The 24,941-nt window shown below is 38.6% G+C and carries 22 protein-coding genes; 11 read left to right on the top strand and 11 right to left on the bottom strand.

Going from position 1 to position 24,941, the window contains the following annotated elements; all coding sequences use genetic code 11:
• Positions 1–13 precede the first annotated feature (13 nt).
• Positions 14–1,054, bottom strand: a complete 1,041-nt coding sequence (locus ODQ17_RS07140) for a rod shape-determining protein (protein WP_004789315.1) — start codon at positions 1,052–1,054, stop codon at positions 14–16.
• Between the two features lie 133 nt (positions 1,055–1,187).
• On the opposite strand from ODQ17_RS07140, the gene gatC reads away from it, so the two are divergent.
• From gatC to ODQ17_RS07115, 5 genes are all read left to right on the top strand, one after another.
• Positions 1,188–1,502: an Asp-tRNA(Asn)/Glu-tRNA(Gln) amidotransferase subunit GatC gene (gatC, locus tag ODQ17_RS07135; protein ID WP_000107699.1), complete on the top strand. Its 315-nt coding sequence runs from the start codon at positions 1,188–1,190 to the stop codon at positions 1,500–1,502.
• A gap of 53 nt (positions 1,503–1,555) precedes the next feature.
• On the top strand, positions 1,556–3,034 hold the full coding sequence (gene gatA, locus ODQ17_RS07130) for an Asp-tRNA(Asn)/Glu-tRNA(Gln) amidotransferase subunit GatA (RefSeq protein ID WP_322902673.1): 1,479 nt from the start codon (positions 1,556–1,558) through the stop codon (positions 3,032–3,034).
• The gene (gene gatB, locus ODQ17_RS07125) at positions 3,034–4,503 is read left to right on the top strand and encodes an Asp-tRNA(Asn)/Glu-tRNA(Gln) amidotransferase subunit GatB (RefSeq protein WP_192455321.1); all 1,470 of its coding nucleotides are present in this window, start codon (positions 3,034–3,036) and stop codon (positions 4,501–4,503) included. Before gatA ends, gatB begins: the two co-directional genes overlap by 1 nt.
• 110 nt (positions 4,504–4,613) lie before the next feature.
• Positions 4,614–5,078: a hypothetical protein gene (locus ODQ17_RS07120; RefSeq protein ID WP_322902670.1), complete on the top strand. Its 465-nt coding sequence runs from the start codon at positions 4,614–4,616 to the stop codon at positions 5,076–5,078.
• Positions 5,079–5,247: 169 nt separating this feature from the next.
• On the top strand, positions 5,248–5,826 hold the full coding sequence (locus tag ODQ17_RS07115) for a DJ-1/PfpI family protein (protein ID WP_322902668.1): 579 nt from the start codon (positions 5,248–5,250) through the stop codon (positions 5,824–5,826).
• An 80-nt stretch (positions 5,827–5,906) separates the two neighbouring features.
• Here the strand turns inward: ODQ17_RS07115 and ODQ17_RS07110 are convergent, their stop codons facing one another.
• The 3 genes from ODQ17_RS07110 to ODQ17_RS07100 form a co-directional block, all read right to left on the bottom strand.
• Entirely contained in the window at positions 5,907–6,425 is a 519-nt protein-coding gene (locus ODQ17_RS07110) for a hypothetical protein (RefSeq protein ID WP_322902666.1), read from the bottom strand.
• A gap of 110 nt (positions 6,426–6,535) precedes the next feature.
• The gene (locus ODQ17_RS07105) at positions 6,536–7,306 is read right to left on the bottom strand and encodes a hypothetical protein (RefSeq protein WP_322902664.1); all 771 of its coding nucleotides are present in this window, start codon (positions 7,304–7,306) and stop codon (positions 6,536–6,538) included.
• 40 nt (positions 7,307–7,346) lie between these two features.
• On the bottom strand, positions 7,347–8,411 hold the full coding sequence (locus ODQ17_RS07100; protein ID WP_322902662.1) for a DUF1176 domain-containing protein: 1,065 nt from the start codon (positions 8,409–8,411) through the stop codon (positions 7,347–7,349).
• Positions 8,412–8,535: 124 nt separating this feature from the next.
• Between ODQ17_RS07100 and ODQ17_RS07095 the strand changes: the two genes are divergently transcribed.
• On the top strand, positions 8,536–9,285 hold the full coding sequence (locus ODQ17_RS07095) for a DUF4850 domain-containing protein (RefSeq protein ID WP_322902660.1): 750 nt from the start codon (positions 8,536–8,538) through the stop codon (positions 9,283–9,285).
• A 42-nt stretch (positions 9,286–9,327) separates the two neighbouring features.
• Here ODQ17_RS07095 and sbmA read toward each other — a convergent pair whose 3' ends face one another.
• The 6 genes from sbmA to ODQ17_RS07065 all read right to left on the bottom strand — a co-directional run bounded on the left by sbmA (position 9,328) and on the right by ODQ17_RS07065 (position 15,449).
• Positions 9,328–10,524, bottom strand: coding sequence for a peptide antibiotic transporter SbmA (sbmA, locus tag ODQ17_RS07090; RefSeq protein ID WP_322902658.1), 1,197 nt, complete (start codon positions 10,522–10,524; stop codon positions 9,328–9,330).
• Between the two features lie 237 nt (positions 10,525–10,761).
• On the bottom strand, positions 10,762–11,997 hold the full coding sequence (locus ODQ17_RS07085) for a threonine ammonia-lyase (RefSeq protein WP_322902656.1): 1,236 nt from the start codon (positions 11,995–11,997) through the stop codon (positions 10,762–10,764).
• A 204-nt stretch (positions 11,998–12,201) separates the two neighbouring features.
• Positions 12,202–13,176 (bottom strand): patatin-like phospholipase family protein, encoded by a 975-nt coding sequence (locus ODQ17_RS07080; RefSeq protein WP_205668941.1) that lies wholly within the window; start codon positions 13,174–13,176, stop codon positions 12,202–12,204.
• 170 nt (positions 13,177–13,346) lie between these two features.
• Entirely contained in the window at positions 13,347–14,822 is a 1,476-nt protein-coding gene (locus ODQ17_RS07075; RefSeq protein WP_151823305.1) for an alanine/glycine:cation symporter family protein, read from the bottom strand.
• A gap of 99 nt (positions 14,823–14,921) precedes the next feature.
• Positions 14,922–15,089: a hypothetical protein gene (locus tag ODQ17_RS07070; RefSeq protein ID WP_151823308.1), complete on the bottom strand. Its 168-nt coding sequence runs from the start codon at positions 15,087–15,089 to the stop codon at positions 14,922–14,924.
• A gap of 156 nt (positions 15,090–15,245) precedes the next feature.
• Positions 15,246–15,449 carry a hypothetical protein gene (locus tag ODQ17_RS07065; protein ID WP_192834376.1) on the bottom strand — a complete coding sequence of 68 codons (204 nt, stop codon included), beginning with the start codon at positions 15,447–15,449 and terminating at the stop codon, positions 15,246–15,248.
• Between the two features lie 507 nt (positions 15,450–15,956).
• Between ODQ17_RS07065 and ODQ17_RS07060 the strand changes: the two genes are divergently transcribed.
• Complete coding sequence (locus tag ODQ17_RS07060) at positions 15,957–16,664, top strand: nitroreductase (RefSeq protein ID WP_322902652.1); 708 nt, start codon at positions 15,957–15,959, stop codon at positions 16,662–16,664.
• A 25-nt stretch (positions 16,665–16,689) separates the two neighbouring features.
• Here the strand turns inward: ODQ17_RS07060 and ODQ17_RS07055 are convergent, their stop codons facing one another.
• Positions 16,690–17,904 (bottom strand): multidrug effflux MFS transporter, encoded by a 1,215-nt coding sequence (locus ODQ17_RS07055; RefSeq protein WP_049838069.1) that lies wholly within the window; start codon positions 17,902–17,904, stop codon positions 16,690–16,692.
• 127 nt (positions 17,905–18,031) lie between these two features.
• Here ODQ17_RS07055 and yccS point away from each other — a divergent pair, with 127 nt between their 5' ends.
• The 4 genes from yccS to ODQ17_RS07035 all read left to right on the top strand — a co-directional run bounded on the left by yccS (position 18,032) and on the right by ODQ17_RS07035 (position 24,520).
• A complete protein-coding gene (gene yccS, locus ODQ17_RS07050) occupies positions 18,032–20,206 on the top strand; it encodes a YccS family putative transporter (RefSeq protein WP_034596023.1) in 2,175 nt (724 codons plus the stop codon).
• A gap of 100 nt (positions 20,207–20,306) precedes the next feature.
• Complete coding sequence (locus tag ODQ17_RS07045; RefSeq protein ID WP_013196917.1) at positions 20,307–20,882, top strand: SdpI family protein; 576 nt, start codon at positions 20,307–20,309, stop codon at positions 20,880–20,882.
• A 155-nt stretch (positions 20,883–21,037) separates the two neighbouring features.
• Entirely contained in the window at positions 21,038–23,620 is a 2,583-nt protein-coding gene (locus ODQ17_RS07040; protein ID WP_322902649.1) for a sulfite reductase flavoprotein subunit alpha, read from the top strand.
• Between the two features lie 114 nt (positions 23,621–23,734).
• Complete coding sequence (locus ODQ17_RS07035; protein WP_322902647.1) at positions 23,735–24,520, top strand: YdcF family protein; 786 nt, start codon at positions 23,735–23,737, stop codon at positions 24,518–24,520.
• Positions 24,521–24,941 lie beyond the last annotated feature (421 nt).

Below are 24,941 nucleotides of genomic sequence, written 5' to 3'. Positions count from 1 at the left end.
CTAATCCTTAAACTTAACCAACAAAAAGCATGTCATGGTTCGGGTTGTCGAAGAATTCCAATACTTTACCACCACCACGGGTCACGCAAGTAAGAGGATCTTCAGCAACCACAACTGGTAAACCAGTTTCTTGAGCTAATAATTTATCGAGGTTACGAAGTAATGCACCACCACCTGTCAACACAATACCGCGCTCGGCAATATCAGAAGAAAGTTCTGGAGGAGTTTGCTCAAGTGCAGATTTTACTGCGCTTACAATATTTTGTAATGGATCAGAGATTGCTTGAGTAATTTCGTCAGAAGTCACAGTAATTGCGCGAGGCACACCTTCTGCAAGGTTACGGCCACGTACTTCAATTTCTAATGTTGTGCCATCAGAAACAGCCATACCTACTTCTTTTTTAATAATTTCAGCAGTGGTTTCCCCAATTACACAACCGTGAGCTTTACGAACATAATTGATGATTTGCTCATCAAAAACATCGCCACCGATGCGTAAAGAGTCAGCATAGACACAACCTTGCAATGAAATAATTGCAATTTCAGTTGTACCACCACCAACATCCACAACCATAGAACCACATGCTTGTTCAACTGGCATACCTGCGCCAATTGCAGCAGCCATAGGTTCTTCAATGAGACGAACATCACGGGCACCAGCATTAAATACTGCTTCGCGAATCGCACGGCGCTCGACCAAAGTTGATTTACATGGTACACATACAACTACACGAGGTGCAGGTGGGAACAAACGTTTTTCGTGAACTTTACCAATAAACTGATTCAACATGGTTTCAGTCACTTCAAAATCCGCAATTACACCGTCTTTCATTGGACGAATTGCAGAAATATTCGCAGGCGTACGGCCCAGCATTTGCTTAGCATCTAGACCTACAGCAGCAACAATTTTTTGTGAACCACTGTGACGAATTGCCACAACTGTTGGTTCATTTAATATAATGCCGCGGCCTGGTGCATAAATAAGTGTATTTGCTGTACCTAAATCAATGGCTAGATCCGGCGAAAACAAGCCAATTAGTCGTTTTAGAATCACGGTTCGTTCTCAGTTAAACTTTCATGTGGATGCAAGGTGGCAACTTTAAACTAAATGTGATGATTTGAACAAGTCAATCGCTTATTATAACGCACGATATTTTGAAAATTTTTAATACTGATTAGGTGATGTTATGTCTACATCGGATGCACAGCATTCAGCAGATTTAAATGCACAAACAGTTTCAGCAATCGCCAATCTTGCTCGATTGTCGCTCAATGATACGCAATCTGCTGAATATGCTCAAAGTCTAAATAAAATTTTAGGCATGATGGAAACCTTAAAAGGCATTGATACGGAAGGCGTAGAACCTTTGAAAAGTCCTTTTGACAATCCTCAACCTTTACGTGCTGATGTGGTAACGGAAAGCAATCATCGAGATGAATACCAAGCAGTTGCACCTGCAACTCAAGATGGTTTGTATCTTGTTCCTCGCGTGATTGAATAACTTTTACTCAATTAACCCATCTTCCCTATTTTGAATGTAAAGAAATTTTACTCATGACTGATTTACATCGCTTATCAATTCGTGAACTTGCTGAGGGCTTAAGCCAAGCGAAGTTTTCATCTCGCGAACTGACTGAACATTATTTGCAACGTATTGCTAAAATTGACCCACTGGTAAAAAGCTATGTGACGGTTACACCTGAACAGGCGCTCGCGGAAGCTGATGCTGCCGATGCTGTTTTAAAAGCAGGGAATGCCTCTGCTCTAACGGGTATTCCACTTGCTCATAAAGATATCTTTTGTACCAAAGGCATTAAAACAACTGCTGGTTCAAAAATTCTAGACAACTTCATCTCTCCTTACGATGCAACTGTTGTTGAAAAAACAAAAGCTGCTGGTCTTATCACTTTAGGTAAAGTGAACATGGACGAGTTTGCGATGGGCTCAACTTCAGAAAGCTCATATGTTGGCGCAACTAGCAACCCATGGGCGCTTGACCACGTTCCTGGTGGTTCATCAGGTGGTTCTGCGGCTGCTGTAGCGGCTGATTTAGCGCCTTTCGCTACGGGTACAGATACAGGTGGGTCAATTCGCCAACCTGCTTCTTTCTGTGGCTTAACAGGCTTAAAACCAACCTATGGTCGTGTATCTCGCTTCGGTATCATTGCTTACGCATCATCTTTAGACCAAGCAGGTCCAATGGCACGCTCTGCTGAAGACTGTGCGCACCTGATGAATGTAATTGCAGGTCACGATACAAAAGACTCGACTTCGGTTAAAAAAGAAGTTGATGACTACGTTGCGAACTTAAATGGCACATCTGTAAAAGGCTTACGTATTGGTATTCCTAAACAGTACTTTAACGTTGCAGGCTTAGATGCAGACGTAAAAGCGCGTGTCGAAGAATCATTGAAAAAGCTTGAAGAAATGGGCGCAACGCTTGTTGAGATTGACCTCAACATGACTGAAGCCTATGTACCAACGTATTACCTGATTGCGCCAGCAGAAGCATCATCTAACTTGTCACGTTATGACGGCGTTCGTTACGGCTACCGCTGTGAAAACCCAGCAGACTTGATGGATCTCTATAAACGTTCTCGTTCAGAAGGCTTTGGTCCAGAAGTTCAACGTCGTATCTTAATTGGTACTTATGCACTCTCTGCGGGTTATTACGATGCTTACTATGTGAAAGCACAAAAAGTACGTCGTTTAATTCAACAAGACTTCTTAAAAGCATTTGAAAATGTAGACGTGATTGCTGCTCCTTCTGCACCAACAACTGCTTATAAAATTGGTGCGAACTTAAGTCCAACTGAAATGTATTTAGGTGATATTTATACACTTGCAGTGAACTTAGCAGGCTTACCAGCGATTAATGCTCCTGTTGGTTTTGATAAAGACAGCTTACCTGTAGGCTTACAATTAATTGGTAACTACTGGTCAGAATCACAATTGTTGTCGATTGTTCATCAATACCAACAAAACACCGATTTCCATACTCAACGTGCGGCAATTGCTGAGGAGAATGCATAATGGCTGAAGCTCAAAAGTTGAAATTGATTGACGGTTGGGAAGTCGTTATTGGTATCGAAATTCACACTCAGCTTGCAACCAATTCTAAAATTTTCTCAGGTTCATCGACTGAATTTGGTCAAGACCCAAATACACAAGCGAGCCTTGTAGACTTGGCAATGCCAGGTGTATTGCCTGTTTTAAATGAAAAAGTAGTTGATCTTGCTATCCGCTTTGGTTTGGGTATCGATGCATACATCGATCAAGCATCTGTGTTTGCACGTAAAAACTACTTCTACCCTGACTCGCCAAAAGGCTATCAAATTAGCCAAATGGATAATCCAATTGTTGGCTTGGGTCATATCGACATTCAGCTTGAAGATGGCACAACAAAACGAATTGGCGTAACTCGTGCTCACCTAGAAGAAGATGCGGGTAAATCGATTCATGACCAATTTGAAGGCATGTCTGGCATTGACTTAAATCGTGCTGGTACACCTTTACTTGAAATCGTTTCTGAACCTGACATGCGCTCAGTTGAAGAGGCGGTGGCATATATCAAATCAATCCACACACTTGTGCGTTGGTTAGGTATTTCCGACGGTAACATGGCTGAAGGTTCATTCCGTGCGGACTGTAACGTGTCTTTACGTCGTCCGGGTCAACCGTTTGGTACACGCTGTGAGCTTAAAAACCTCAACTCATTCCGTTTCATTGAACAAGCGATCAATGTTGAAATTGAACGCCAAATGGAAATTTTGGAATACGGTGGAAGTATCGACCAAGAAACTCGTTTGTTCGATCCAAACAAAATGGAAACTCGTTCAATGCGTTCGAAAGAAGAAGCGAACGATTACCGCTACTTCCCAGATCCAGACTTGTTACCTGTAATTATTGCAGATGAGCAAATCGAAGCTGCTCGTGCTGCACTTCCAGAGCTTCCTGCAGCTCGCCGTGCACGCTTTATCGCAGACTTTGCTGTAACTGAATACGATGCACATGTACTTACGCTCTCACGCGAAATGGCAGACTTCTTTGAAGCTGTTGTGACTGCTGCTGGCGGTGCGAAGCAAGGTAAAGTATCTGCAAACTGGGTAATGGGCGAATTCTCAGGCGCATTAAACAAAGCAGGCTTAGATTTGGCTGACTCACCTGTTTCTGCTGAACAGTTAGGTGGCATGATTGCACGTATTGTTGACAACACCATTAGCGGTAAAATTGCTAAACAAGTCTTTGGCTTTATGTGGGAATCGGAAGGTAAATCTGCCGATGACATTATTGCGGAAAAAGGCTTAAAGCAAGAAACCGATACAGGTGCAATTGAAGCAATCATTAAAGAAGTACTTGCAGCCAATGAAAAAATGGTTGAAGAGTACAAGTCTGGTAAAGAAAAAGCTTTTAACGGTCTTGTTGGTCAAGTCATGAAAGCTTCTAAGGGTAAAGCTAACCCTGCTCAAGTAAATGAATTAATGAAGAAGTTGATTGGTTAAGCTAATCCAATTTTTAGAAAAACCCGCTTTAGAGCGGGTTTTTTATCTATTTTAAAATGCAATGAATCCACAATAATTTTTAAGCTAAAACTATGGGGAACAGGTTACTCATGATAAATAAATTACTTATTACTGCTTCTTTATTGTTAATAAACTCGACACTTTTTGCTCAAACGGTTCAAGTTCCAAAGAGTGAGGTAGAACCTATTTTTAAAGCAGCAAATTTCAAAAAAACAAAGAATGGTTGGGCAGGAAATTGCAATCGGGGTGAAATTATCATTTATAAAGATTTAAATGGTGACGGTCATAAAGATGCAGTTATTCAAGATAGTAGCACTATGTGTTATGGCAATACGGGTGTTGGTTACTATATTGTTTCACAACAAAAAGACGGTCAATGGAAAAAACTCTTTAGCGACTCTGGCATTCCCACCTTTTTGAAAACTAAAGGCAAAGATGGTTGGCCTGATATTGAAAATGGTGGTTCAGGCTTCTGTTTTGCTGTTTATCGATGGAATGGTAAGGAATACGTCTTTAACCGTCGTGAATATCAAGGTAAAGCTTGTGAGTTATAAAAAATAGACCTGATAAAACTAAAAAGCCTCGATTTATCGGGGCTTTTTATATCCGTCTAAAGCATTCTTCGACTAAAGAATGCACTTTTTTCCTAAAAAATTACTCAGTGACTATGCTAATTTAAATTAAGAATTTAGATAACTTATATTTTAAAAAGAGAGATAAATCATGTCTAAAAAGATTTTAATGTTGGTCGGTGACTATGCAGAAGACTATGAAACCATGGTTCCTTTTCAGTTCTTAATTGGTTTAGGTTATACCGTGCATGCTGTTTGCCCAAATAAAAAGAATGGTGGCCATATTGCGACGGCTATTCATGATTTTGAAGGTGAACAAACTTATAGCGAAAAACGTGGCCACAACTTCGCCATTAACTTTGATTTTGATGCCGTTAATACCGAAGACTATGTAGGTCTAGTTATTCCAGGTGGCCGAGCACCAGAGTACTTACGTATGAATGAACGTGTTGTCGAAATTGTACGTGAGTTCGATAGAGTGAAAAAACCAATTGCAGCCGTATGCCATGGCGCTCAGTTACTCGCTGCGGCAGATGTATTACAAGGTCGCCTCTGCTCAGCTTATCCAGCATGTGCTGCCGAAGTAAAATTGGCAGGTGGACAATACGCAGATATTGCTGTGACTGAAGCAGTTACAGATGGACATTTGGTGACTGCCCCAGCTTGGCCTGCACATCCAGCTTGGTTAGCACAATTTGTAAAAGTTTTAGGCGCTAAGATTACGCTCTAAATAGATCTCTTCGTCCCAATTAAAATAAAGCCTGCTGATTAAATAGCAGGCTTTATTACTAAAATAGAAAACTAGATTTTTTATCTTGTGATTCCCAACTTATTCCAAATCTCTGGTGTTAAAAACGTCGTCACCAATTTATTTAAATCGATATAGCGCAATGTGCCCTGCAACTGCTGTTTAACTGCGGGGTCTTTAACAATATCTTCGCCAGCACTTTGGCCTAACTGCTGGAAAGCCTCCCCAACTGCCTTCACACCTTCAGCCTGAATCACAGCTTTAGTTTGGGTAGAACATTGCTCCACAATCACACGTTGTAAAACCTGCGCCAGTTTTTGATCTAACTGATCCTTTTGCTCAGGTGTTACATTACTAAATACTTTTAAATCAGGATGGGCAGCTAAAGCCGTAAATGTCCATTGAAGCACCGTGGTCTTGTCTGAAGCCGTTGTAGCCTTAACTAAACAGTCACTTAACTGATCAACCGTTGGACCAGCCATCGTAATTTGTGTTGTACCCAGTACAGCAACTGCCATACAAACTGAACGGCTCAAATGTGAAAACTTACGGCGGGCAATCGCATAAACTTGACGTGACATAGGTCTAGCTCCAATAAACAATCTGCTCTTTGTATCACAGAGCTAGTGGTGTTACCTGTTATGACTCTGTAAATCGTCTATTTCTTCAAATTTAACAATTACTTTAATAATTAGCCCATCCCCGCATAATTCCATGCTTCTGGAATATTGGGTTGCTCTGGTACTTTATTTAAATCAATATTTAAGTTTCTACTGCCGTTATATGATTTCTCCCCTGAATCTGAGGCAGGTGATACGCTTAAACTATAACGATAGCGAAATTGCCACAACATAGGTTTAATCGGACGAATATCTAGACTGAGACTATCTTCATCATGGCATTTGCCTTGAGAACTTTCATAATCTTGCTCAGAAAAACATGCCCGAATCATCCGATTAAAACTAAATGGATAGTTCGCAATAAATTGATATGTCATTCCAGAATCTGTTAACTCATAAAAACTAGCGCGCTCAATATTTGCACCACCTCCTGAGTACATTTCAGAAAATGAATCGATTACAGCAATTGTATAACGATTTTGAGCCATAGGAAAAAGCTTAGGAAAGATAAACTGCCCATCAGATGTTCCCTCCTTTTGAGTAGAGAGATTTACATGCCACTGTTTCGATAGTTTGAATCCTTTTGCAGAGTCGTTAAATTGAATAATATCTCCACCCGACAGAAGCCATAACTGCCGATCTGCTGTTTTTAAAACCCGCCATTGGTCCGGATGCTCGCAAAGCTTTTTAACTTGTATGCAAAGTTGCTCCTGCTCATTCTGACTTAATTGTGTTTTTTTAAACTCTAAAATACTTAAGGGTGCAGCAAAAGCAGGCTTGGCAAAGCAAGCAAATATTCCTGCTATAACTAAGAAAGCTATCTGTATGTTGCCTTTAATCATTTTTTTATTTCCCTAATGATATTTCTTTTCAACAAATTAGCTATTTTACAATAGTTTCAATTCGATCAAGCTCCCACACTCCACCTGCTGCCAAGCCTTTGCACATCCCTGTCCACATATCCTTAGTATGTACAAAACTCTTGCCATCCCAGACCCATTCTTCACTTGCCCAGCAATCGCCTATGCCTCTTCCTTTTTGAGCACTACTAATAATACCGCTATCGAAATCAGAAGCTGTTTCTGTCACAAACGTTGCTTTACCAGTCAAAGACTCATCGAGTACCCAAGCCCCATACCCTTCGTTATAAGCCCCTCTCCAACACAATGTAGTCGCCAAAACTTTCTTATTGGTTAGTTTATATAGCTCGATTTCTTGTGGTTCAGCTCCATCACTATTACCGCCATAAATTCCTTCACAAAAGTCTTCTTTAGGATTCTGATTAGCTGCCATCAAGCTACGGTGTATTGCTTGATACTGCTTACTTTTCGGTTGTAGCGTTAAATAAGGTTTAGCTGTCGTTTTAATATGTTTAACAACCAGTTTTGGCTCAGGCATAAGTACTTTAGTTTCATTGGCACTGCCCTTTTTTACCAAAGCACCAACAGTCCCAATACGCTTCTGAAAATCATCCATTTTTAATAGCACAGCGGTCATTCCTGCATCGGAAATTTTCCATTGATGTTGAGCATTTTTAAATACAATTTCAGTTTTCTGTTTAGACTGCTGTAGTACAGCGTTGACTTGTGAGTTATTCAATTTCCCCATCAATGGCAAATCGGTACCATCTATAGTCACAGCGCCTAAATCTTTGCCATTTACATAAAAATGAATATTTTTAAGCTGATTGGCTGGCAAACTTTGCTCATAGTCTGATAAAGCAAATTCAGCTTGTACAGGTTGTTTTGGCCCTGCTTTACGCACCAATAAAAGCGATGCTGGATTATCACCATTGTCTTCATTTTGATAGCCTGCGGCTTTACATGTACCCGTATTGCTACAAGAGATTTCCCATTCTTGGTGTGAAAATGAAATACCGTTTATGATTTGAGCAAAACCATAAGAACTGATGACTGATAAACAGCAAATTGAAAGGATTTTTTTCATTTTTTCATGTCTCTGCTGGTCTGTTTTATTATGAAGTTAAAAACAGTTTTCAATTTTGAATTACCTTACAGTTTAAAAGAATATGTTAGATTTATATAAGATTTAAATTGATTACTTTCTAAAAATGAAAAAATTAAATTTTTTAGTATGCACAGCATTGGTCAGTCTAACTTCAACTGCTTATGCAGAAGTAAAAAGCTTTACGCCTCATTTCCCAAAGTTTTATAGCTCTGCTGCAACCCGCAAAGCAGATAACCAGTTCTACGCTCTAGGAGAAGCAAAGTTTTTAAACGGTGTTACAGTCCCGTTTTATGGTGTTACAGCACAAAGCCCAACAGAGAATGGTTTACTTAAAGATTTTGAAACGTGTACACCTAAAAGTTGCCGTTTTAATTTTAAACTCGATACTCAACATGCAAAACAACTCAAGCTTCTTGCATTACCTGAAACAGGCTTAGTGCTCGTTCCAAGAAATTGGCAAGATGTGCAAGCAAATGCAGGCGCTAATGGGACTGGTTTTGCTCTAATAATGAGTACAGATCAAAAACAAGCAATAGAACTCTATGATTCTTCATTTTGTGTTGGCTGTGGACTACCAAATGCAACGCTTTATTTTCCTGAGCTGTTAAAAGAAAGTCTTGAAAATGAATTCGGTGGTTATAAAGACCCTAAAAAAATCATCAATATTGTTCATCCTTCTAAGAAAGTGGCTTTTTTTAGTTATCAAATTCCAGAAGTGAACAATAAAACGCATGGTATTGCTAAATATGATGATGAAGACACTTTTAACTATAAAGAGATTCAAGTCACCTTAGATAAATCACAACAGTCATTGGTTGGTCCTATCATTAATTTTTACAACTCAACTCATTAAATTTTTACACCTATAAAAAAACCCGCTTTCGCGGGCTTTCTTTTATTTGTGTAGTATCGACTCAAAAGCTTTTAAACGCTTATAAATCGACAGTAATTCAATAATAGTTTTCCATGAAGTAATTAAATATTGAAATGATTCACGGACCTTATCAAACACATTGCTTATTTGTGTAATTAAGCCTAATGTCATTTTACCCGCTGCAATAGATGGGAATAAAACAACTAAGCTATATAAAATATCTAATTGTAGATACCAGATACTGACCAGATTAAAATAAGAATAATGCAAATATAATCTAAAATAATTCAGCTTAACACTCGAGAAAAGTTCTTTTAATGTCTTTGGTTGCGCTCTTTCCTCATGATCTTCGCCATAAACCAGTTCTTTACGGTAAGCAGCTTCTACTTTTTGATTATTAAATTGTAGACCAGGCAATTTAATACCAACCACCATTAATAGAACTGTACCAAAAACAGCCCATACTATTGCCGCCCACACCAATGAATGGTCAATTTCTCCTACCAGAGGTAGTACCTTAACTTGCTTCGAAAGCTCAAAAAGAATAGGTAAAAATGCAATTAATACCATAATTGCCTTTATAAAATTTACCCCTAAATCCTCTAAAACAGATGCGAAACGCATGGTATCTTCTTGTACACGTTGTGAAGCACCTTCTACATGACGCAGCTGATTCCAATGCTCTGTGTAGTATTCGTTCATTGCTGTACGCCAACGGAATACATAATGGCTAGCAAAAAATGAATTAATTACAGCTAAAGTCACACCAACCATGGCAATTAAAAGAAATGTAACTGTCCCGGTATAAAGTTTATTAATATCACCGCCACCATGATCTAACATAGTTTGGATAAGGTTATAAAAAGGTGCATACCAAGCATTAATCGCAACACTGACCTGAACGCTAAACCAGATATTAAATAAAATAAATGCCGAACCCCAAACTGACCAACGCTGCCATGGATTATTAGAAAGAACTTTCCAAAAGCTAGCAAAAAGAGCAGTAGAGACTAAAAACCAGATATAAAACCATAAAAAAGTTGGAGACCAGAAACGACTGACACCTATCGGCAATTGAGTACTATGGTAACCTTGATGAAAGCCAATGAAAGTACCCCATGTATTTCCACCCGAATACCAGAGCACCATATTTAGCACAATCCAAATAACCGCAGATATGAAAAAATACCGTGGTGATGGAAAAAATGATTTGAACATTGAGCGTGGATATCCTTATATTTCTTCAAATTTACAATGGAAGGAATACTAAAACCTAAACCTTAAAATTGTGAAGGGCAAAGTTTAGAGAATTGTCAATTTTTCCTGTTTCATTGAAGGATTTGATCGTTTTTTTGTAAATTAATCCCTTTTTGGCAATTTAATCCATTTAAATTACCTTGTATATGACTCTCGATAGAGCCATATACGGCTTTTATAACACAGCAATATCAGAGATTAAATCTCTTCTTTACGAACAATATAACCTTCCAACTGCATTGCCTGAATCAGCAAATCAAGGTCGGAAGCGCTTTTAAGCTCAACATCAACACTCACGGCGCTTTCTTTGGCACGGCTTGTCGCTGCAAAGCGTTCATGACGCAATTCATAAATATTACCGCCTTGCTCAGCAATGATTGCTGTTAAACGGGCTAAAGCACCTGGATTATCTGGTAATTCAACACGAATACGAACCATACGCCCTGTACGCGTTAAATGACGTTGCAACACAGAGACCATAACGCGTGTATCAATATTGCCACCAGACAGCACTACACCAAGCTTATGACCTAAAAATAGATCAGGACGAGACATAATTGCAGCAATACCTGTTGCACCGGCCCCTTCACATACTGTTTTCTCAATATTGAGTAATAGCGCAATTGCCTCTTCAATCATGTCTTCAGTAACAACAACAATGTCATCAACATATTGTTTAGCAACTTGAGTTGTAAGCTCACCCGGAGTTTTTACCGCAATACCTTCTGCAACTGTAGAGCCCATTGAAACAGCATGCTGATAATTGCACAGAAGTTTCGCCATACTTGGATATACAACCGATTGCACCCCAATCACTTTAATTTTGGGATTGATAGCTTTAGCAGCAATCCCAATACCAGAAATTAGACCACCACCGCCAATTGGCACAACTAAAATGTCTAGTTCAGGAACAGCTGCAAGCATTTCGAGCGCAATAGTTCCCTGACCTGCAATAATTTCTGCATCGTCAAATGGATGAATAATTGTTAAAGATTCTTCTTGTGCAACACGGTGCATTTCAGCAGCAGCTTCTGAAAAGTCTTGTCCATGTAAAATGACACGTGCCCCATATTCACGCACTCGCTGTACTTTTACATTAGGTGTAGATTTCGGCATCACAATAGTCGCTGTTACGCCTGTGCGCTGAGCATGATACGCTACACCTTGCGCATGATTGCCTGCCGAAGCTGCAATAACACCATGTTGTTTTTCTTGGTCAGATAAACACAACAGTTTATTCAGTGCACCCCGCTCCTTAAAAGAAGCTGTAAATTGTAAGTTTTCAAATTTCAGCCACATCTCAGCCCCTAAGGTTTTAGAAATGGTTTCTGAGAAAACAAAAGGAGTTTTTACGACTAAACCTTCTAAACGCTCTGCGGCAGCATGAACATCATCTAATGTTGGAAACCCATTTTTAACCTGTTGCTGTATCATTTATCTAGTCAGCCTCAATACATTACAAATCAATTATTTTTTAAAAATGACATCAATATTTTATATTGGTCATCAGAGTTTTCAGCATATCCAACATATACCTAATATACAAAAATTTTTATTCCAAAAATTAAGGATTTAAATTCACATAAAAAAAAGCCCTATTCAGGCTTTTTAATTAATTTTCAAACAATTAACGTCAAATTATTGAGTTTGTGCACTTAACCCTTCAGTAGACATATTCTGTTCAGCTATTTTTTCATCAATAGCAAACTGAATATCAGAAAGTTTAGCATTGGCTGCATCGATGCCAGATTTCATGGTGGCTTCACGGCCTTTCACATCAAAAATATGAGCTTTTTCTCTTAAATCTGGTTGAATAACAACATCCGCATATTGTAATTCTTCTGCTGCCAAACGACCTTGCATAATATTAATATTCTGGTTAAACAGTCCCCAAACATTCGATGTTTCTGTGTAAATAGGTTGAGCTAAAATATCAACGGCAATAATCACATCAGCACCTAAGTCACGTGCAACCTCAACTGGTACAGGACTGACCAAACCGCCATCTACATATTCAGATTTACCAATTTTAGTAGGTACAAACATACTTGGAATTGAAGCAGATGCTCTTACGGCTTGCCCAGTATTACCATAGTTAAATACGGTTTTAGTGCCATGCTTTAATTCGGTTGCAACCACATACATTGGGATTTTCATTTTTTCGAGTGGGACGTTATTTACTTGCTGGTTAACGTAGTTTTCTACTTTTTTACCATCAAAAAAACCTTTTAATCCGATACTAATATCACGCACATCGCCAGCTTTCATTTTTAAAGCAGTATCACGTAATTCAGCAGGACTTTTACCACTGGCATAAAGTGCTCCAACAATACTACCCGCGCTGGTACCTACAATAAAATCTGGTCGGATACCATGTTGTTCCAAAACCTCAATGACACCGATATGAGCATAACCTCGTGCTCCACCGCTACCCAATACGAGCGCAACCACAGGACGTTTTTGCTGTTTTTTAATTCGTGCAAATGGCTGATCAACAGAGCGAGCATAAGCCTCTGCTGTTGGTGATTTTAGCGCAGCAGATAAGTGTGTAGTGGTCTGGCATCCTGCCAACACCATAGAGAGTCCGAGAACCCACAATTTAAGCTGTTTCATGGCCTATCTTCGCACTATGAGGTTTAAGTTCGGATTGCAATTTTAGTTGCTAGTCTCGTTAAAAGCTGTATTGAATTTATTTAATTTGTCATGTTTAAAATTTAGACTCAAGTATTTTATTTATCCCCGTTATGAAAAAGGCCCCTTATTTATAAGAGGCCTTTTGTAACTTACCAGATATCTGAATCAACTTTTTTCTTCAATTCCGGATATTTATCAATTTTAAACTCAGGCTCTTTAATGCCTTTTTTCAATTGTTCACGGTAATCTTTCAACAATGTGCGTGCCATCGGTGTTAACAGTAAAATTGCAATCAAGTTAATGGTTGCCATGATACCCATAAACAAGTCAGCCATAGACCAAACAAGTGGAACACTACCAATTGCACCGAAGTACACCATCACCAATACAAAAATACGGAAGATGAACATGACTTTCGGGTTGTTATTAATAAACTGCACATTACCTTCTGCATAGGCATAGTTACCTAGTACAGCTGAATAACAGAATAAGAATAATAGAACAGCAAGGAAGTCCGATCCCCAATGCCCAACTTGAGTTTCTAAAGCACGTTGAGTTAATTCAACACCAACAAAACCTGCATCTTGGTAAACACCAGAAACCAAAATAATGATTGCAGTACTTGTACATACAATGAAAGTATCTACAAATACACCGAGCATTTGTACTAAACCTTGGTTTACAGGATGTTTTACATCAGACGCAGCTGCTGCGTTTGGTGCAGAACCCATACCAGCTTCGTTAGAGAACAAGCCACGCTTAATCCCTTGCATCATTGCCATTGACACTGCCGCACCAAAGAAACCACCTGCTGCAGAATTAAAATTGAAAGCTTCAGTCACAATCAGCTTTAAAATATCAGGCAAAATCGCATAGTTACTGATTGCAATATAGAGAGCAACAGATAGATAAAGACCTGCTTTTAAAGGTACAAACATCTCAGCAAATTTAGCGATACGCTTAATACCACCAAAAATTGCCAATGCAACCATAACGACAAGCGCTATACCAACCCATGAAATTTCTAGTTCAACACCACCTAAATGGGCAATAAGATTAGCTTTGTCCCAACCCCAAGCATGTGAAGATGCATTAGCAATCGCATTGATTTGAACTGAGTTGAATACGAAACCGTAGGTAAAGATCAATGCAAGTGCGAAGACCACACCAAAGGTTTTACTGCGCAAACCTTGAGTAATATAGTAAGCTGGTCCACCACGGAACTGTTTACTCTTACTATCTCTAACTTTAAATAGCTGAGCAAGCGTAGACTCAATAAAAGCAGAGCTCATACCAAGAATAGCAGTCACCCACATCCAGAACACTGCACCAGGACCACCAATTGCGATGGCAATTGCTACACCAGCAATATTACCGACCCCAACACGGCTCGCAAGGCCTGTTACAAACGCCTGAAAAGGTGTAAGACCGTGTTCATCTTCGCCTTCTGTACGACTGCTTTTCATCACTCGGATACTTTGCAAGAACATGCGAATTTGCACTGCTCCTGTTAAGACCGTATAAAAAATACCGACAGCCAGCAAGAAAATAACTAAAAAATCCCATAAAGGATCATTAAAAAATTGTACCCACGACATCAGTGTGGCATTGAGTTGTTCATTCATACTCGGTCCGCTTACATTCCTTGCTAATGTGCTAAAAGCACATGCCAAAATACTGCAATAAACAAAAAAGCCCCTAGAAACCGGGACTTTTCAGTAAATTCAATAAAAAAATTTTAATGTCAATTGAATAGCAATTACCGTCACAAGTTTAAGCAACATCATGCCCAACACTAAGCCTTTGAAGGTTGCATGAGAGAAAGCGACCTTCAGATAAAAGAATATCATTGCGCTACTGAACTTTTCCGCTTTCGGAAAAACAGTATGCATCGACTCAGCTACAAACTTGGAAACTAACAAATGACCACCGCTAAATAACTCGTCTAATGATTCCCATCAGTTAAGCGAGTTTTACAAAATCTGGATTTAAGCCAATAAGCATATTTACATATACTTTTGAACAAATGTCTAAACTGGATATAAATTTCAAAGACTGTAACGAGCCATCGCCATAACGCGATTATCTGCGCCCTTTTCTTCATGATCAAAGAAGAGTGCGTTTAGACCTGTACTAAGCTGTTGTATTTTTTGTGGCCCAGTAGCTGCTTGAGTTACGTTCATTTTCATGGTTGCAATGGTAATCGCCAATCCTTGTTTCATGAACTGCTTGTTGATGAGTGGTAAACTCATGTAAAGCTCCTATACCTCGTGTATTTCTCCATTTCTGCATCTAAATCCTTTTTGTAAAAGGATTTTGTTTGCAGCCACTATTTCCTAACGTGAGTATGGAGAAATCATACCTGCGTAAAAAAGTCGGTATTATGCAGAAATTTAAAGTTTTGTGTATATTTTTCATTAAAATTTTATATAAAAAATGGTCATATTTTATATAAAACTATCCGTTTTGTACTGTTTTTAAACATATTATACCTTTATTTCAATTGAATATTTTTCACCCACTCATTGTTATGCTTTTATTTTTATAACCGACAAAATCACACTATTTTGTCTATTTAAATCTAAAGTGGCATATTCGAATTATAATTAATCGGACAATATGTCTAGACTAATTAAATTATCATACCTGTAAGGATATCTCTTTTCTAATATTTTTTGCTTATAAATGAAGTACTTTCAAAGTATGAAAGTAAGCTTCAAAAAGTATGAAATATTTACGAAAAAGATGTAGGAGTACTCATGAATCTGGAACAAGTTCGTCTCGTTGATGAAGCTATCACTTCTCGACATTCTGTCCGCGCTTTTTTAAATACTCCAATTGAGTCCGAAGTCATTAAAGATATATTACAAGTCGCAAGTCGAGCACCTTCTGGAACAAATACTCAACCATGGAAAGTCTATGTGGTAACAGGCAACAAGCGTGATGAAATGGTAGAACGTGTTTGTGCAGCACAAATTGAAGTTTCAAAAAACCCAGAACTTGCAGAAAAATATAAAGAAACATTTGCCTATTATCCTGAAAAATGGGTATCGCCTTTTATTGATCGCCGCCGTGAAAATGGTTGGGGACTCTATGGTCTACTCGAAATCAAAAAAGGCGAAAAAGAAAAAATGGCAGAACAACAGTTACGTAATTTCAAACTGTTCGATGCTCCAGTCGGCCTTTTCTTTACTGTAAATAAAACGATGGGAATCGGGTCTAAAATGGATATCGCAATGATGATCCAGAACGTGATGGTTGCTGCTAAGGCACGTGGTTTAGATACATGCCCACAAGCAGCTTGGAACCATTTTCACCCTGTTGTTTTAGATATCTTGGGTGCATCAGATGAAGAAGAACTCGTATGTGCAATTGCGTTAGGTCATGCTGATCCCAACCACATTGTAAATACCTTTATTACCCCTAGAGAACCAGTTGAAAATTTCGCAGTTTTTCTAGACGAATAAGCTATAAGTGGCCATTCTCTTAAAACTATGAGAATGGCTTTATTGTTACCTGTTTCGTCGCTTTTAATACGACAATAAAACCGCTTAGTGTAAATAACACCATCATCACGCCCATATTGAGCGACGCAGACCAAATAAGAAAATTAAGTAATACACCACCTAACAGGCCACAAGCGAATTGCATACTTCCCATGATTGCACTCGCTGTCCCTGCGCGAGCGCCTTGTTTGGACATTGCCAGCGCCATTGCATTTGGTCCTGTTAAACCAATCCCTGAAATCGCTAAAAATAGCCCTAACATAACAAGCCATAAAGGTGCCGCAGGAATTAAACCAGCAATTAATACAATGCTGGCCCCTGTCACTTGTACCATTGAACCAGCTCTTAAACGTTTAGTGATTTCAACACGTGTTGTTAAGTGCTTATTTAAAGATGACATCAACATAATGCCAAAAGCATTCAGTCCAAATACGTAAGCAAACTCTTGTTGATTGAGTCCATACTGGTCCATGAAAACTGCTGGTGCCGAGCTGATATAACAAAATAGTGCTGCCCCTGTTAAACACCCTGCAAACATAGGTAAACGGAAGCTCGTATCTTTGAAAATAGCCCCATAGAGGGTCACTACTTGATAGGGTGATAACTTAAGTCTTTTATCAGTTGCCAAGGTCTCTTTAAAGAAGAAATGTACACACAACCAACATATGACGCCGACAATTGAAAGGGCAATAAAAATAGCTTGCCAAGGGAACCAGATTAAAATCCATGCTCCAATCATCGGTGCCAAAATTGGTGCAAGTCCCATTACAATCATCATGCTTGAAAAAGCTTGTGCCGAGCCTTGAACATCGAGTTTATCGCGTATTGCTGCACGAGCCATGACCACGCCCACACAGCCACCTAAAGCTTGCAAAATACGAGCAGCAATCAAGCCCCATTCATTTGTTGCCAATACACAAAATAAGCTTGCGACTGCGTAAAGTGCGAGACCAAAATAAAGTGGTTTTTTTCTACCAATACGATCACTTAGAGGACCATAAACTAATTGCCCAACAGCTAAACCAAAAAAGTAAGCTGGTAATGTATTTGCCACCATTTGCGTACTTACCCCAAAATCATGAGCCATTTGTGGCAAAGCAGGTAAGTACATATCGATGGATAATGGCCCTAAAGCCGTAAGCAAAGCGAGCAGCATAATCCAGCCAATAGAGTATTGACGCTGGGCTGTTTGTTCAGACATAACGATATTTCATTTTTCAATCATTTGCATACAGACAAGCTTACACTGTCTATCGTATGATTTGTGCAACATTGGTGTAGAAATACACAAATCCTTTATCACTCAGGTTGATCAGCAAGGACTTCCTTTGAAATCTTGGTTTAAACGCCTAAAAAGAGCGACTTATAACACAACATTTATGTATAACGTACGAATGCTGATAGCCTTTTCAGGAACTGCTTTCGTGCCTTATTTTTTAGGCTATCAATTAGCAACCATTCCACTCACTTTAGGTGTAGTCGCAGCAGGTTTAAGCGATATTGATGATCGCTTTTCCGTGCGAATCATGAACCTGATTTATACTTATATTGGGTTCTTCGTTACCGCTGCTTCCGTACAACTACTTTTCCCCTACCCAATGGCTTTTGCTTTAGGGTTAATTGCATCATGTATTGGCTGGATTTTACTCGGTTCATTAGGACGTCGTTACGCAACCATCTCTTATGGCTGTTTAGTTGTTTCAGTCTATACCATGCTAGGTGTTCACCTCTTCGACCACTGGTATATCCAACCCGCCCTTTTAGTTGCAGGTGCTGCATGGTACGGCCTCATTGCAACTATTAGCTTTTTATTATTTCCGGTTCGACAACTACAAGACAAACTGGCTGCGTCTTATGCATCTTTAGGTGATTTTCTTTTTGCAAAATCAAATTTGTTTGATGTAGATATGACTCCTGCCAGCTATCAGCAAAGCATGATTGAGCTGTCGTTAGAAAACGGTAAGTTGATTACGATTTTTAATGACTTAAAAACAGCTTTACTGACTCGCTTAAAAGGCGACCGTGGACAAAAAGATACCCGCCGAAGCTTACATTATTATTTTGTTGCTCAAGATATCCATGAACGTGCTGACTCAGCCCATATTGACTATCAAAAATTAGCCAAAATCTTTCAGCACAGCGATATTTTATTTAGATTCCAACGAATTTTGGCGGTTCAAGGTAAAGCTTGCCAAGAGTTAAATGAATGTATTTTGCAACGTAAACCTTATAACCATAATAAAAGGTTTAAACAAAGCTTTGAAAATCTACGCCTCTCTTTAGAGAAGTTACGTCGTGATCAGCATTATGACCTTTTATGGGTAAATGCTCTCTTCGCTTTATACCAGAATTTAAAGTCTATCGATTCCCAGTTACTCAACTTGGAAACTGAACAACACATTCAATCTGATAAAGTAAAACAAGCCGAGAACCAGCTGAAAGATGATGATTTACAAGGATGGAATGATATTGTCATCCGAATAAAACAGAACTTAACTCCTGAATCAGTGCTATTCCGCCACGCAATTCGCGTCTCGATTGTTTTGTTTATCGGATATGTCTTTATTCAAATGACCCATATTGAATATGGGTACTGGATTATGCTTACAGCTCTATTTGTAAGCCAACCCAACTTTAACGCGACCAAGCGCCGCTTACGCCTACGAATTGTTGGGACCTTAGTTGGTATTGTTGTTGGACTTGCGATTATCTTCTTAATTCCTTCGACAGAAGGACAACTATTTATGTTGATATTAAGTGGAGTCCTGTTTTTTGAGTTACGTAGTAAACAATATGCGCAGGCAACTGCCTTTATCACCATTTTGGCATTAATTAACTTTAATCTAGACGGTTCAGCAATGGCTGCTGCCATTCCTCGATTTGTAGATACTTTAATGGGATGTGCTTTAGCTTGGTTTGGGGTGACCTTTATTTGGCCTGACTGGAAGTTTCGACGTTTGCCTCGCAACATCAGACGCTCACTACAAGCTCAATGTAATTATTTAGCTGAAGTCGTCAAACAATATCATGAAGGCCGTAATCATGCGCTAAATTACCGAATTGTACGTCGAGCTGCACATAATACTGATGCTGAAGTTGCTTCACTTATTTCAACTTTAGCAACTGAACCAGACTTTGACCCGACTCGTAAATCCGATATTTTTGAATTTTTATGTTTAAACCATACATTTTTAAGTTATATCGCTGCACTTGGAGCACATCGAGAAAACATTCAGGATCAAGCTGTCCTTAAACTATTAGACCAAGCCCTTGATGATATTCAAGGTGCACTATTAAGAGACGAAATGCCTGATCTTACAGCACAAAATATGCTCCAAACGATACGTCAACGTTTAAGCCAAAATGATGAAGACGACCAAAAATCACTCATTATTTTACAGCAGCTCTCACTCATGCTTGGTGTATTGAACCGATTTAGTATGTTAAAACAACGGCTAAGTCATGATCTTGATAATGATGCCAGTGAGCTTGCATCATTATAAATTTGCCTCGGAATTTAGTATTAAATTGGCATAATATCCTTTCCTGACTTATGCCAATTAGTGCTAAACTTAAAACAGTTTACAATTTGTTATTTGCACTATGACCGCGAAAACTTTATACGCTTATACGCTTCAGCCTGTTCCATATGATGTGTCAGAAGCTGAACAACGTAATGCACAGCTTCTTATCTGGCGCAGCACTAATAAAATCAGCACAAAAATTTGGGCAATTATGGGTGTCGTTTTAGCCCTAGCTATATTAGGTCTTATTTTTATTAAGAACTACTCTACTGTTTTTTGCTGGGTTGCTATTGTCGCTGTAGTACTTTACTACCTAGGTCGTAAATACGGATTAGAATGGTACGTTAAACGCAAAATGAATGAATTTCCGGTACAGGAAATCAAAGGTATTCGTTTAGGTGTACAGCCTCATGGCATCGTGATGCGTCAGCAAATGGGCCTTCAAGAAGGCGTTGGTACAATTGGATGGAAAAATATCTACGAATGGTACAACGCACCTGATTTCATTTTGGTCAATTTCAAAGTGAAAGATCCAAAAGGTCAAGAGCAGCAAGGTGCTTACATTCTACCTAAGCGCATGGATTCTAAGAACTTTTCGTTTAATACGATTCGTACTCACTTAAAAGAATCTGTAGGTGAACCAAAAACCTTGTAATTCTAGATTCTATAAAAAGCCTCCTGATGGAGGTTTTTTATTAAAGTAAAAATAAATGATAATGAAAATTAATATTATCTCCAAAATCCATATTATCTACTCAATCTTCGGCTATACTTCGTTACAAGATCTCCATCATATTTACATTTTCGACCATGTTTAAAAAAATTTTATTTCAAATTCATTGGTTTCTGGGTATTACTGCTGGCCTCATCTTATCCATTATGGGTGTAACAGGTGCAATTTATTCTTATGATCAACAAATTTTAAAATGGGTGAATTCTGATAGTTATGTTGTTCAAGCTGAAAACACTCCAAAGTTAACCCCTGCTCAGCTATATCAACATTTCAATACAACTCAGCCTGAAATTAAAATTAATAGCATTACGATTGCCAAGGACCCCACCTCTTCTTCTGTTGTAAATATTGAAAAAGAAGGTGAACGTCGTGGCTACAATATGATGGTTAATCCATATAACGCTCAAGTTCTGCCAGATGTGAAAGGCCGAAAGTTGTTGTTACTCATACAACAAATTCACCGTAATTTAACAGCTGGCGAAGTTGGTAAACAAATTACTGGTGCTTGCGCACTCATGTTAATTTACTTTGTACTCAGTGGGTTATATTTACGCTGGCCTAAAAAGCATTCTGCTCGTCAATGGCTCGCTGTGAAGCCGAAACTCAAAGGCCGAAATTTTATTTGGGATCTACATGCTGTTGTGGGTACGTGGGTCATTGTTTTTTATCTGCTTTTCGCATGTACAGGTCTATATTGGTCTTATGACTGGTGGCGTAGTGGCATGTTCAAAGTGATGGGAGTTGAACAACCTAAACCACAAGGTCATGGTGCTACTCCTCAAAATCGGGGCATGCAACAAGGTAAACAATCTGACCGTAATAAGGATAAAAAATCAGAGCCTCAATTAGATAATACTCAGCTCATTACAGCACTTAATCAAACATGGAGCGGCTTCAATAGTCAGGTCGGACGTGATTATTCGACCCTAACATTGAACTTACCGAAAAAAGATGATGGAAAAGTTGAGTTAAGCTTTGTCGATGCTACGCCACAACATGAGCGTGCACGTAACCAAGCCATCTATAATTATCAAACTGGTAATATCGAAAAGATGGAGCTTTACGAAGATAAAAAGCTTAATCAAAAGATCATGAGCAGCATGTTACCAGTGCATCGTGGTAGTTTCTTTGGACCAATTTATCAATTTGTTGCAATGCTTGCTTCATTGGCAATGCCTTTGTTCTTGGTTACAGGATGGATGCTTTATCTTAAACGCCGTAAACAGAAAAAATTAACACAGGCAGCTCGTCAGTCTTTAGCTGGACAATACATTGATCCAAATGCGAAACCTTGGCTTATTACCTATGCAACTCAAACAGGTGTAGCTGAACAACTCGCTTGGAGTACGGCAACAAGTTTACAAGAAGCTCATCAACCTGTTCAGGTTAAACCTGTACAACAGCTCACACAGTCTGATTTAGAGCAGTATGAGCAGGTTTTATTTGTAATCAGTACTTATGGTACTGGTGATGCACCAGATCTCGCCACAAGCTTTGCAAAAAAGCTTTTAAAAGCAAATCTAGATCTTAAACACATTAACTATGCTGTTTTGGCATTAGGTTCTAAAGAATATCCTGATACTTATTGTAGTTTTGGACATGCGGTAGACCTCTGGCTTAAAACTAATGGTGCTCATACCCTCTTTAGTACAATTGAAGTTGATAATGCAAACTTATCGGATATTCAAAACTGGAATCAGGCACTCGCGAAAGCAACTAAATTAGATTTACATGCGGTAAATTTAGAAAAAGTATTTGATACATGGGTATTGCAACAACGTGATTTACTCAATCCCAATAGCTTAGGTCAACCTGCTTATAATATTGAGCTTAATGCAAAGCACGAAGCACTATGGCAAGCGGGTGATATTGCTGAAATTCAACCTGGTAATAGCCCTGAGCGTATTCACGACTTTTTGCAGAAGCATCATATTCTTAAAAATACAAAAGTTGATTCATTACAGATTCCAATCGAAAAAGCACTTTGGAATAAAGATTTAACGGGCGAAATTGAACCATTTGCGAATCTTGACCATTTATTAGAACAGCTTCCTAACTTACCAACGCGAGAGTATTCGATTGCGAGTATTCCTTCTCAGCAAGTGCTTCGTTTGGTTGTTCGTCAACAATATGATGCGTCTGGTAACCTAGGTTTAGGTTCGGGTTGGCTCACTCAACATACGCAAATTAATAATGAAATTGCTTTACGTATTCGTACCAATGAATCATTCCATCTTATTGATGATAACCGCCCTATTATTTGTATTGGTAACGGAACAGGTATTGCTGGCTTAATGAGCCTATTACACACCCGTACTCGTCATGATTACACTGAAAACTGGTTAATCTTTGGTGAACGTCAAAGAGCATGTGATTTCTTCTATGAATCAACTATTGAGGCATGGAAAACCACAGGCATCTTAAAACGCCTCGATTTAGCATTTTCGAGAGATCAAGAACAACGTATGTATGTTCAAGATGTAATCCGTCAGAATGCAGCAGAATTAGTAAGCTGGATAGAACGCGGTGCTGTTCTGTATGTATGCGGTAGTATTGATGGTATGGCAAGTGGAGTCGATCAAGCACTTATCGAAATTGTAGGTGAAGAACAGGTAGATGAGTTAAGACAACAAGGTCGTTACCGCCGTGATGTCTATTAAAGATCAATAAAAACAAAAACCGAGTAACAGCTTAAATGCTTTACTCGGTTTTTTATTGCATTCAGAATGATTTTGCATACACTGTCTGCAATTTAAATTGCAACTCTAAGCACAATGCAAGTCAGTAAATGGATCCGTATTTTTCTCGCAATCATTGGTTCGATTTTATTTCTAGATGGATTAGTTTTAATTTGTCTCAATAAAATTAATGTAGGCACAATTATTCCTTTCATTTTAGGTGCTTTATTCTGCCTATATTCTTTATTTTATTATCACTTAGAGCGCTTTTTCTTCTATCATTATCGCTTACATACGCTTTGGCGTTTTGGGTGGCTATGCTTCTGGATATGGCTAATTGGCTTAGGCTATTTCTTTAGCTTTATTAAAGAAAATAAAGATACTTCAGATAATATTCCTCCAGTAAAAGCAATTATTGTCTTAGGAAGCGGTGTCGAAAATGGTCAACCATCTACAATTCTTGCAAAACGTTTAGATACAGCTGCCCCTGTAGCGCTTAAACAACAGCAAGCAAAAGTTGTTTTAACAGGTGGTCTTGATTTTTCAGAAAAAGAAAGCGAAGCATTAGTGATGTCTCGTTATCTTCAGCAAAAGTATCATATTACAAAAGAACGAATGATTCTTGAAGATAAAAGTACCAGCACTGAGCTTAATTTAAAAAATAGTAAACCACTATTAGCACAGCAGAACATTAACTTAAACCAACCAATTGCTATTGTGACAAGTGATTTTCATATTCCTAGAGCAGAAGCAATTGCAAAGAAACAGGGCTATACCCAAGTTTATGGAGTAGCGGCCGAGACACCATTAGCTACTCGCTATAATGCATGGTTACGTGAATATTTCGCGTATGCGAGTGGATGGCTTCTAAACGAATATTAAAAGTAATTTAGTCGAAAAACTGCTATTCAAAAAATAGCAGTTTTTTATTTGTCAAAATATTAGCAATCAGTACAAATATAAAGTCGATCTAAGCTGAAGATAATAAATTGCAGATTGAATTCTTATATTTAGTCTCGAATGAAACAAATTTAATGAGGATCAGGAACCCATCGAAGGCATAAGTATAGAAGTACTAAAGTTAAAAAATTGAAATCAATAGAAAAATAACTTAAAGGAGTAAAACTTTATTTTTTTAGAATAGAAAATTGAAAAATATATCTAGTCACATAGTAAATATGTTTACATGTAAGCAAAATATATTTATGGAAGAATTAATTTAGGAAATTAAATTTTCTGAAAGAAAGAATGGTGGGCGCTGACGGGATCGAACCGCCGACATTCTGCTTGTAAGGCAGACGCT

It is taken from the genome of Acinetobacter sp. IRS14 (genome assembly GCF_034650275.1).
GTDB classification, from domain to species: Bacteria; Pseudomonadota; Gammaproteobacteria; order Pseudomonadales; family Moraxellaceae; genus Acinetobacter; species Acinetobacter oleivorans.
This window is presented reverse-complemented; position numbering and strand designations above follow the sequence as displayed.

Coding starts and splice junctions, on each gene's coding strand:
- gatC (WP_000107699.1), top strand. CDS start 1,188: ATGTCTACATCGGATGCACAGCATTCAGCAGATTTAAATGCACAAACA.
- gatA (WP_322902673.1), top strand. CDS start 1,556: ATGACTGATTTACATCGCTTATCAATTCGTGAACTTGCTGAGGGCTTA.
- gatB (WP_192455321.1), top strand. CDS start 3,034: ATGGCTGAAGCTCAAAAGTTGAAATTGATTGACGGTTGGGAAGTCGTT.
- ODQ17_RS07120 (WP_322902670.1), top strand. CDS start 4,614: ATGATAAATAAATTACTTATTACTGCTTCTTTATTGTTAATAAACTCG.
- ODQ17_RS07115 (WP_322902668.1), top strand. CDS start 5,248: ATGTCTAAAAAGATTTTAATGTTGGTCGGTGACTATGCAGAAGACTAT.
- ODQ17_RS07110 (WP_322902666.1), bottom strand. CDS start 6,425: ATGTCACGTCAAGTTTATGCGATTGCCCGCCGTAAGTTTTCACATTTG.
- ODQ17_RS07105 (WP_322902664.1), bottom strand. CDS start 7,306: ATGATTAAAGGCAACATACAGATAGCTTTCTTAGTTATAGCAGGAATA.
- ODQ17_RS07100 (WP_322902662.1), bottom strand. CDS start 8,411: ATGAAAAAAATCCTTTCAATTTGCTGTTTATCAGTCATCAGTTCTTAT.
- ODQ17_RS07095 (WP_322902660.1), top strand. CDS start 8,536: ATGAAAAAATTAAATTTTTTAGTATGCACAGCATTGGTCAGTCTAACT.
- sbmA (WP_322902658.1), bottom strand. CDS start 10,524: ATGTTCAAATCATTTTTTCCATCACCACGGTATTTTTTCATATCTGCG.
- ODQ17_RS07085 (WP_322902656.1), bottom strand. CDS start 11,997: ATGATACAGCAACAGGTTAAAAATGGGTTTCCAACATTAGATGATGTT.
- ODQ17_RS07080 (WP_205668941.1), bottom strand. CDS start 13,176: ATGAAACAGCTTAAATTGTGGGTTCTCGGACTCTCTATGGTGTTGGCA.
- ODQ17_RS07075 (WP_151823305.1), bottom strand. CDS start 14,822: ATGAATGAACAACTCAATGCCACACTGATGTCGTGGGTACAATTTTTT.
- ODQ17_RS07070 (WP_151823308.1), bottom strand. CDS start 15,089: ATGCATACTGTTTTTCCGAAAGCGGAAAAGTTCAGTAGCGCAATGATA.
- ODQ17_RS07065 (WP_192834376.1), bottom strand. CDS start 15,449: ATGAGTTTACCACTCATCAACAAGCAGTTCATGAAACAAGGATTGGCG.
- ODQ17_RS07060 (WP_322902652.1), top strand. CDS start 15,957: ATGAATCTGGAACAAGTTCGTCTCGTTGATGAAGCTATCACTTCTCGA.
- ODQ17_RS07055 (WP_049838069.1), bottom strand. CDS start 17,904: ATGTCTGAACAAACAGCCCAGCGTCAATACTCTATTGGCTGGATTATG.
- ODQ17_RS07045 (WP_013196917.1), top strand. CDS start 20,307: ATGACCGCGAAAACTTTATACGCTTATACGCTTCAGCCTGTTCCATAT.
- ODQ17_RS07040 (WP_322902649.1), top strand. CDS start 21,038: ATGTTTAAAAAAATTTTATTTCAAATTCATTGGTTTCTGGGTATTACT.
- ODQ17_RS07035 (WP_322902647.1), top strand. CDS start 23,735: ATGCAAGTCAGTAAATGGATCCGTATTTTTCTCGCAATCATTGGTTCG.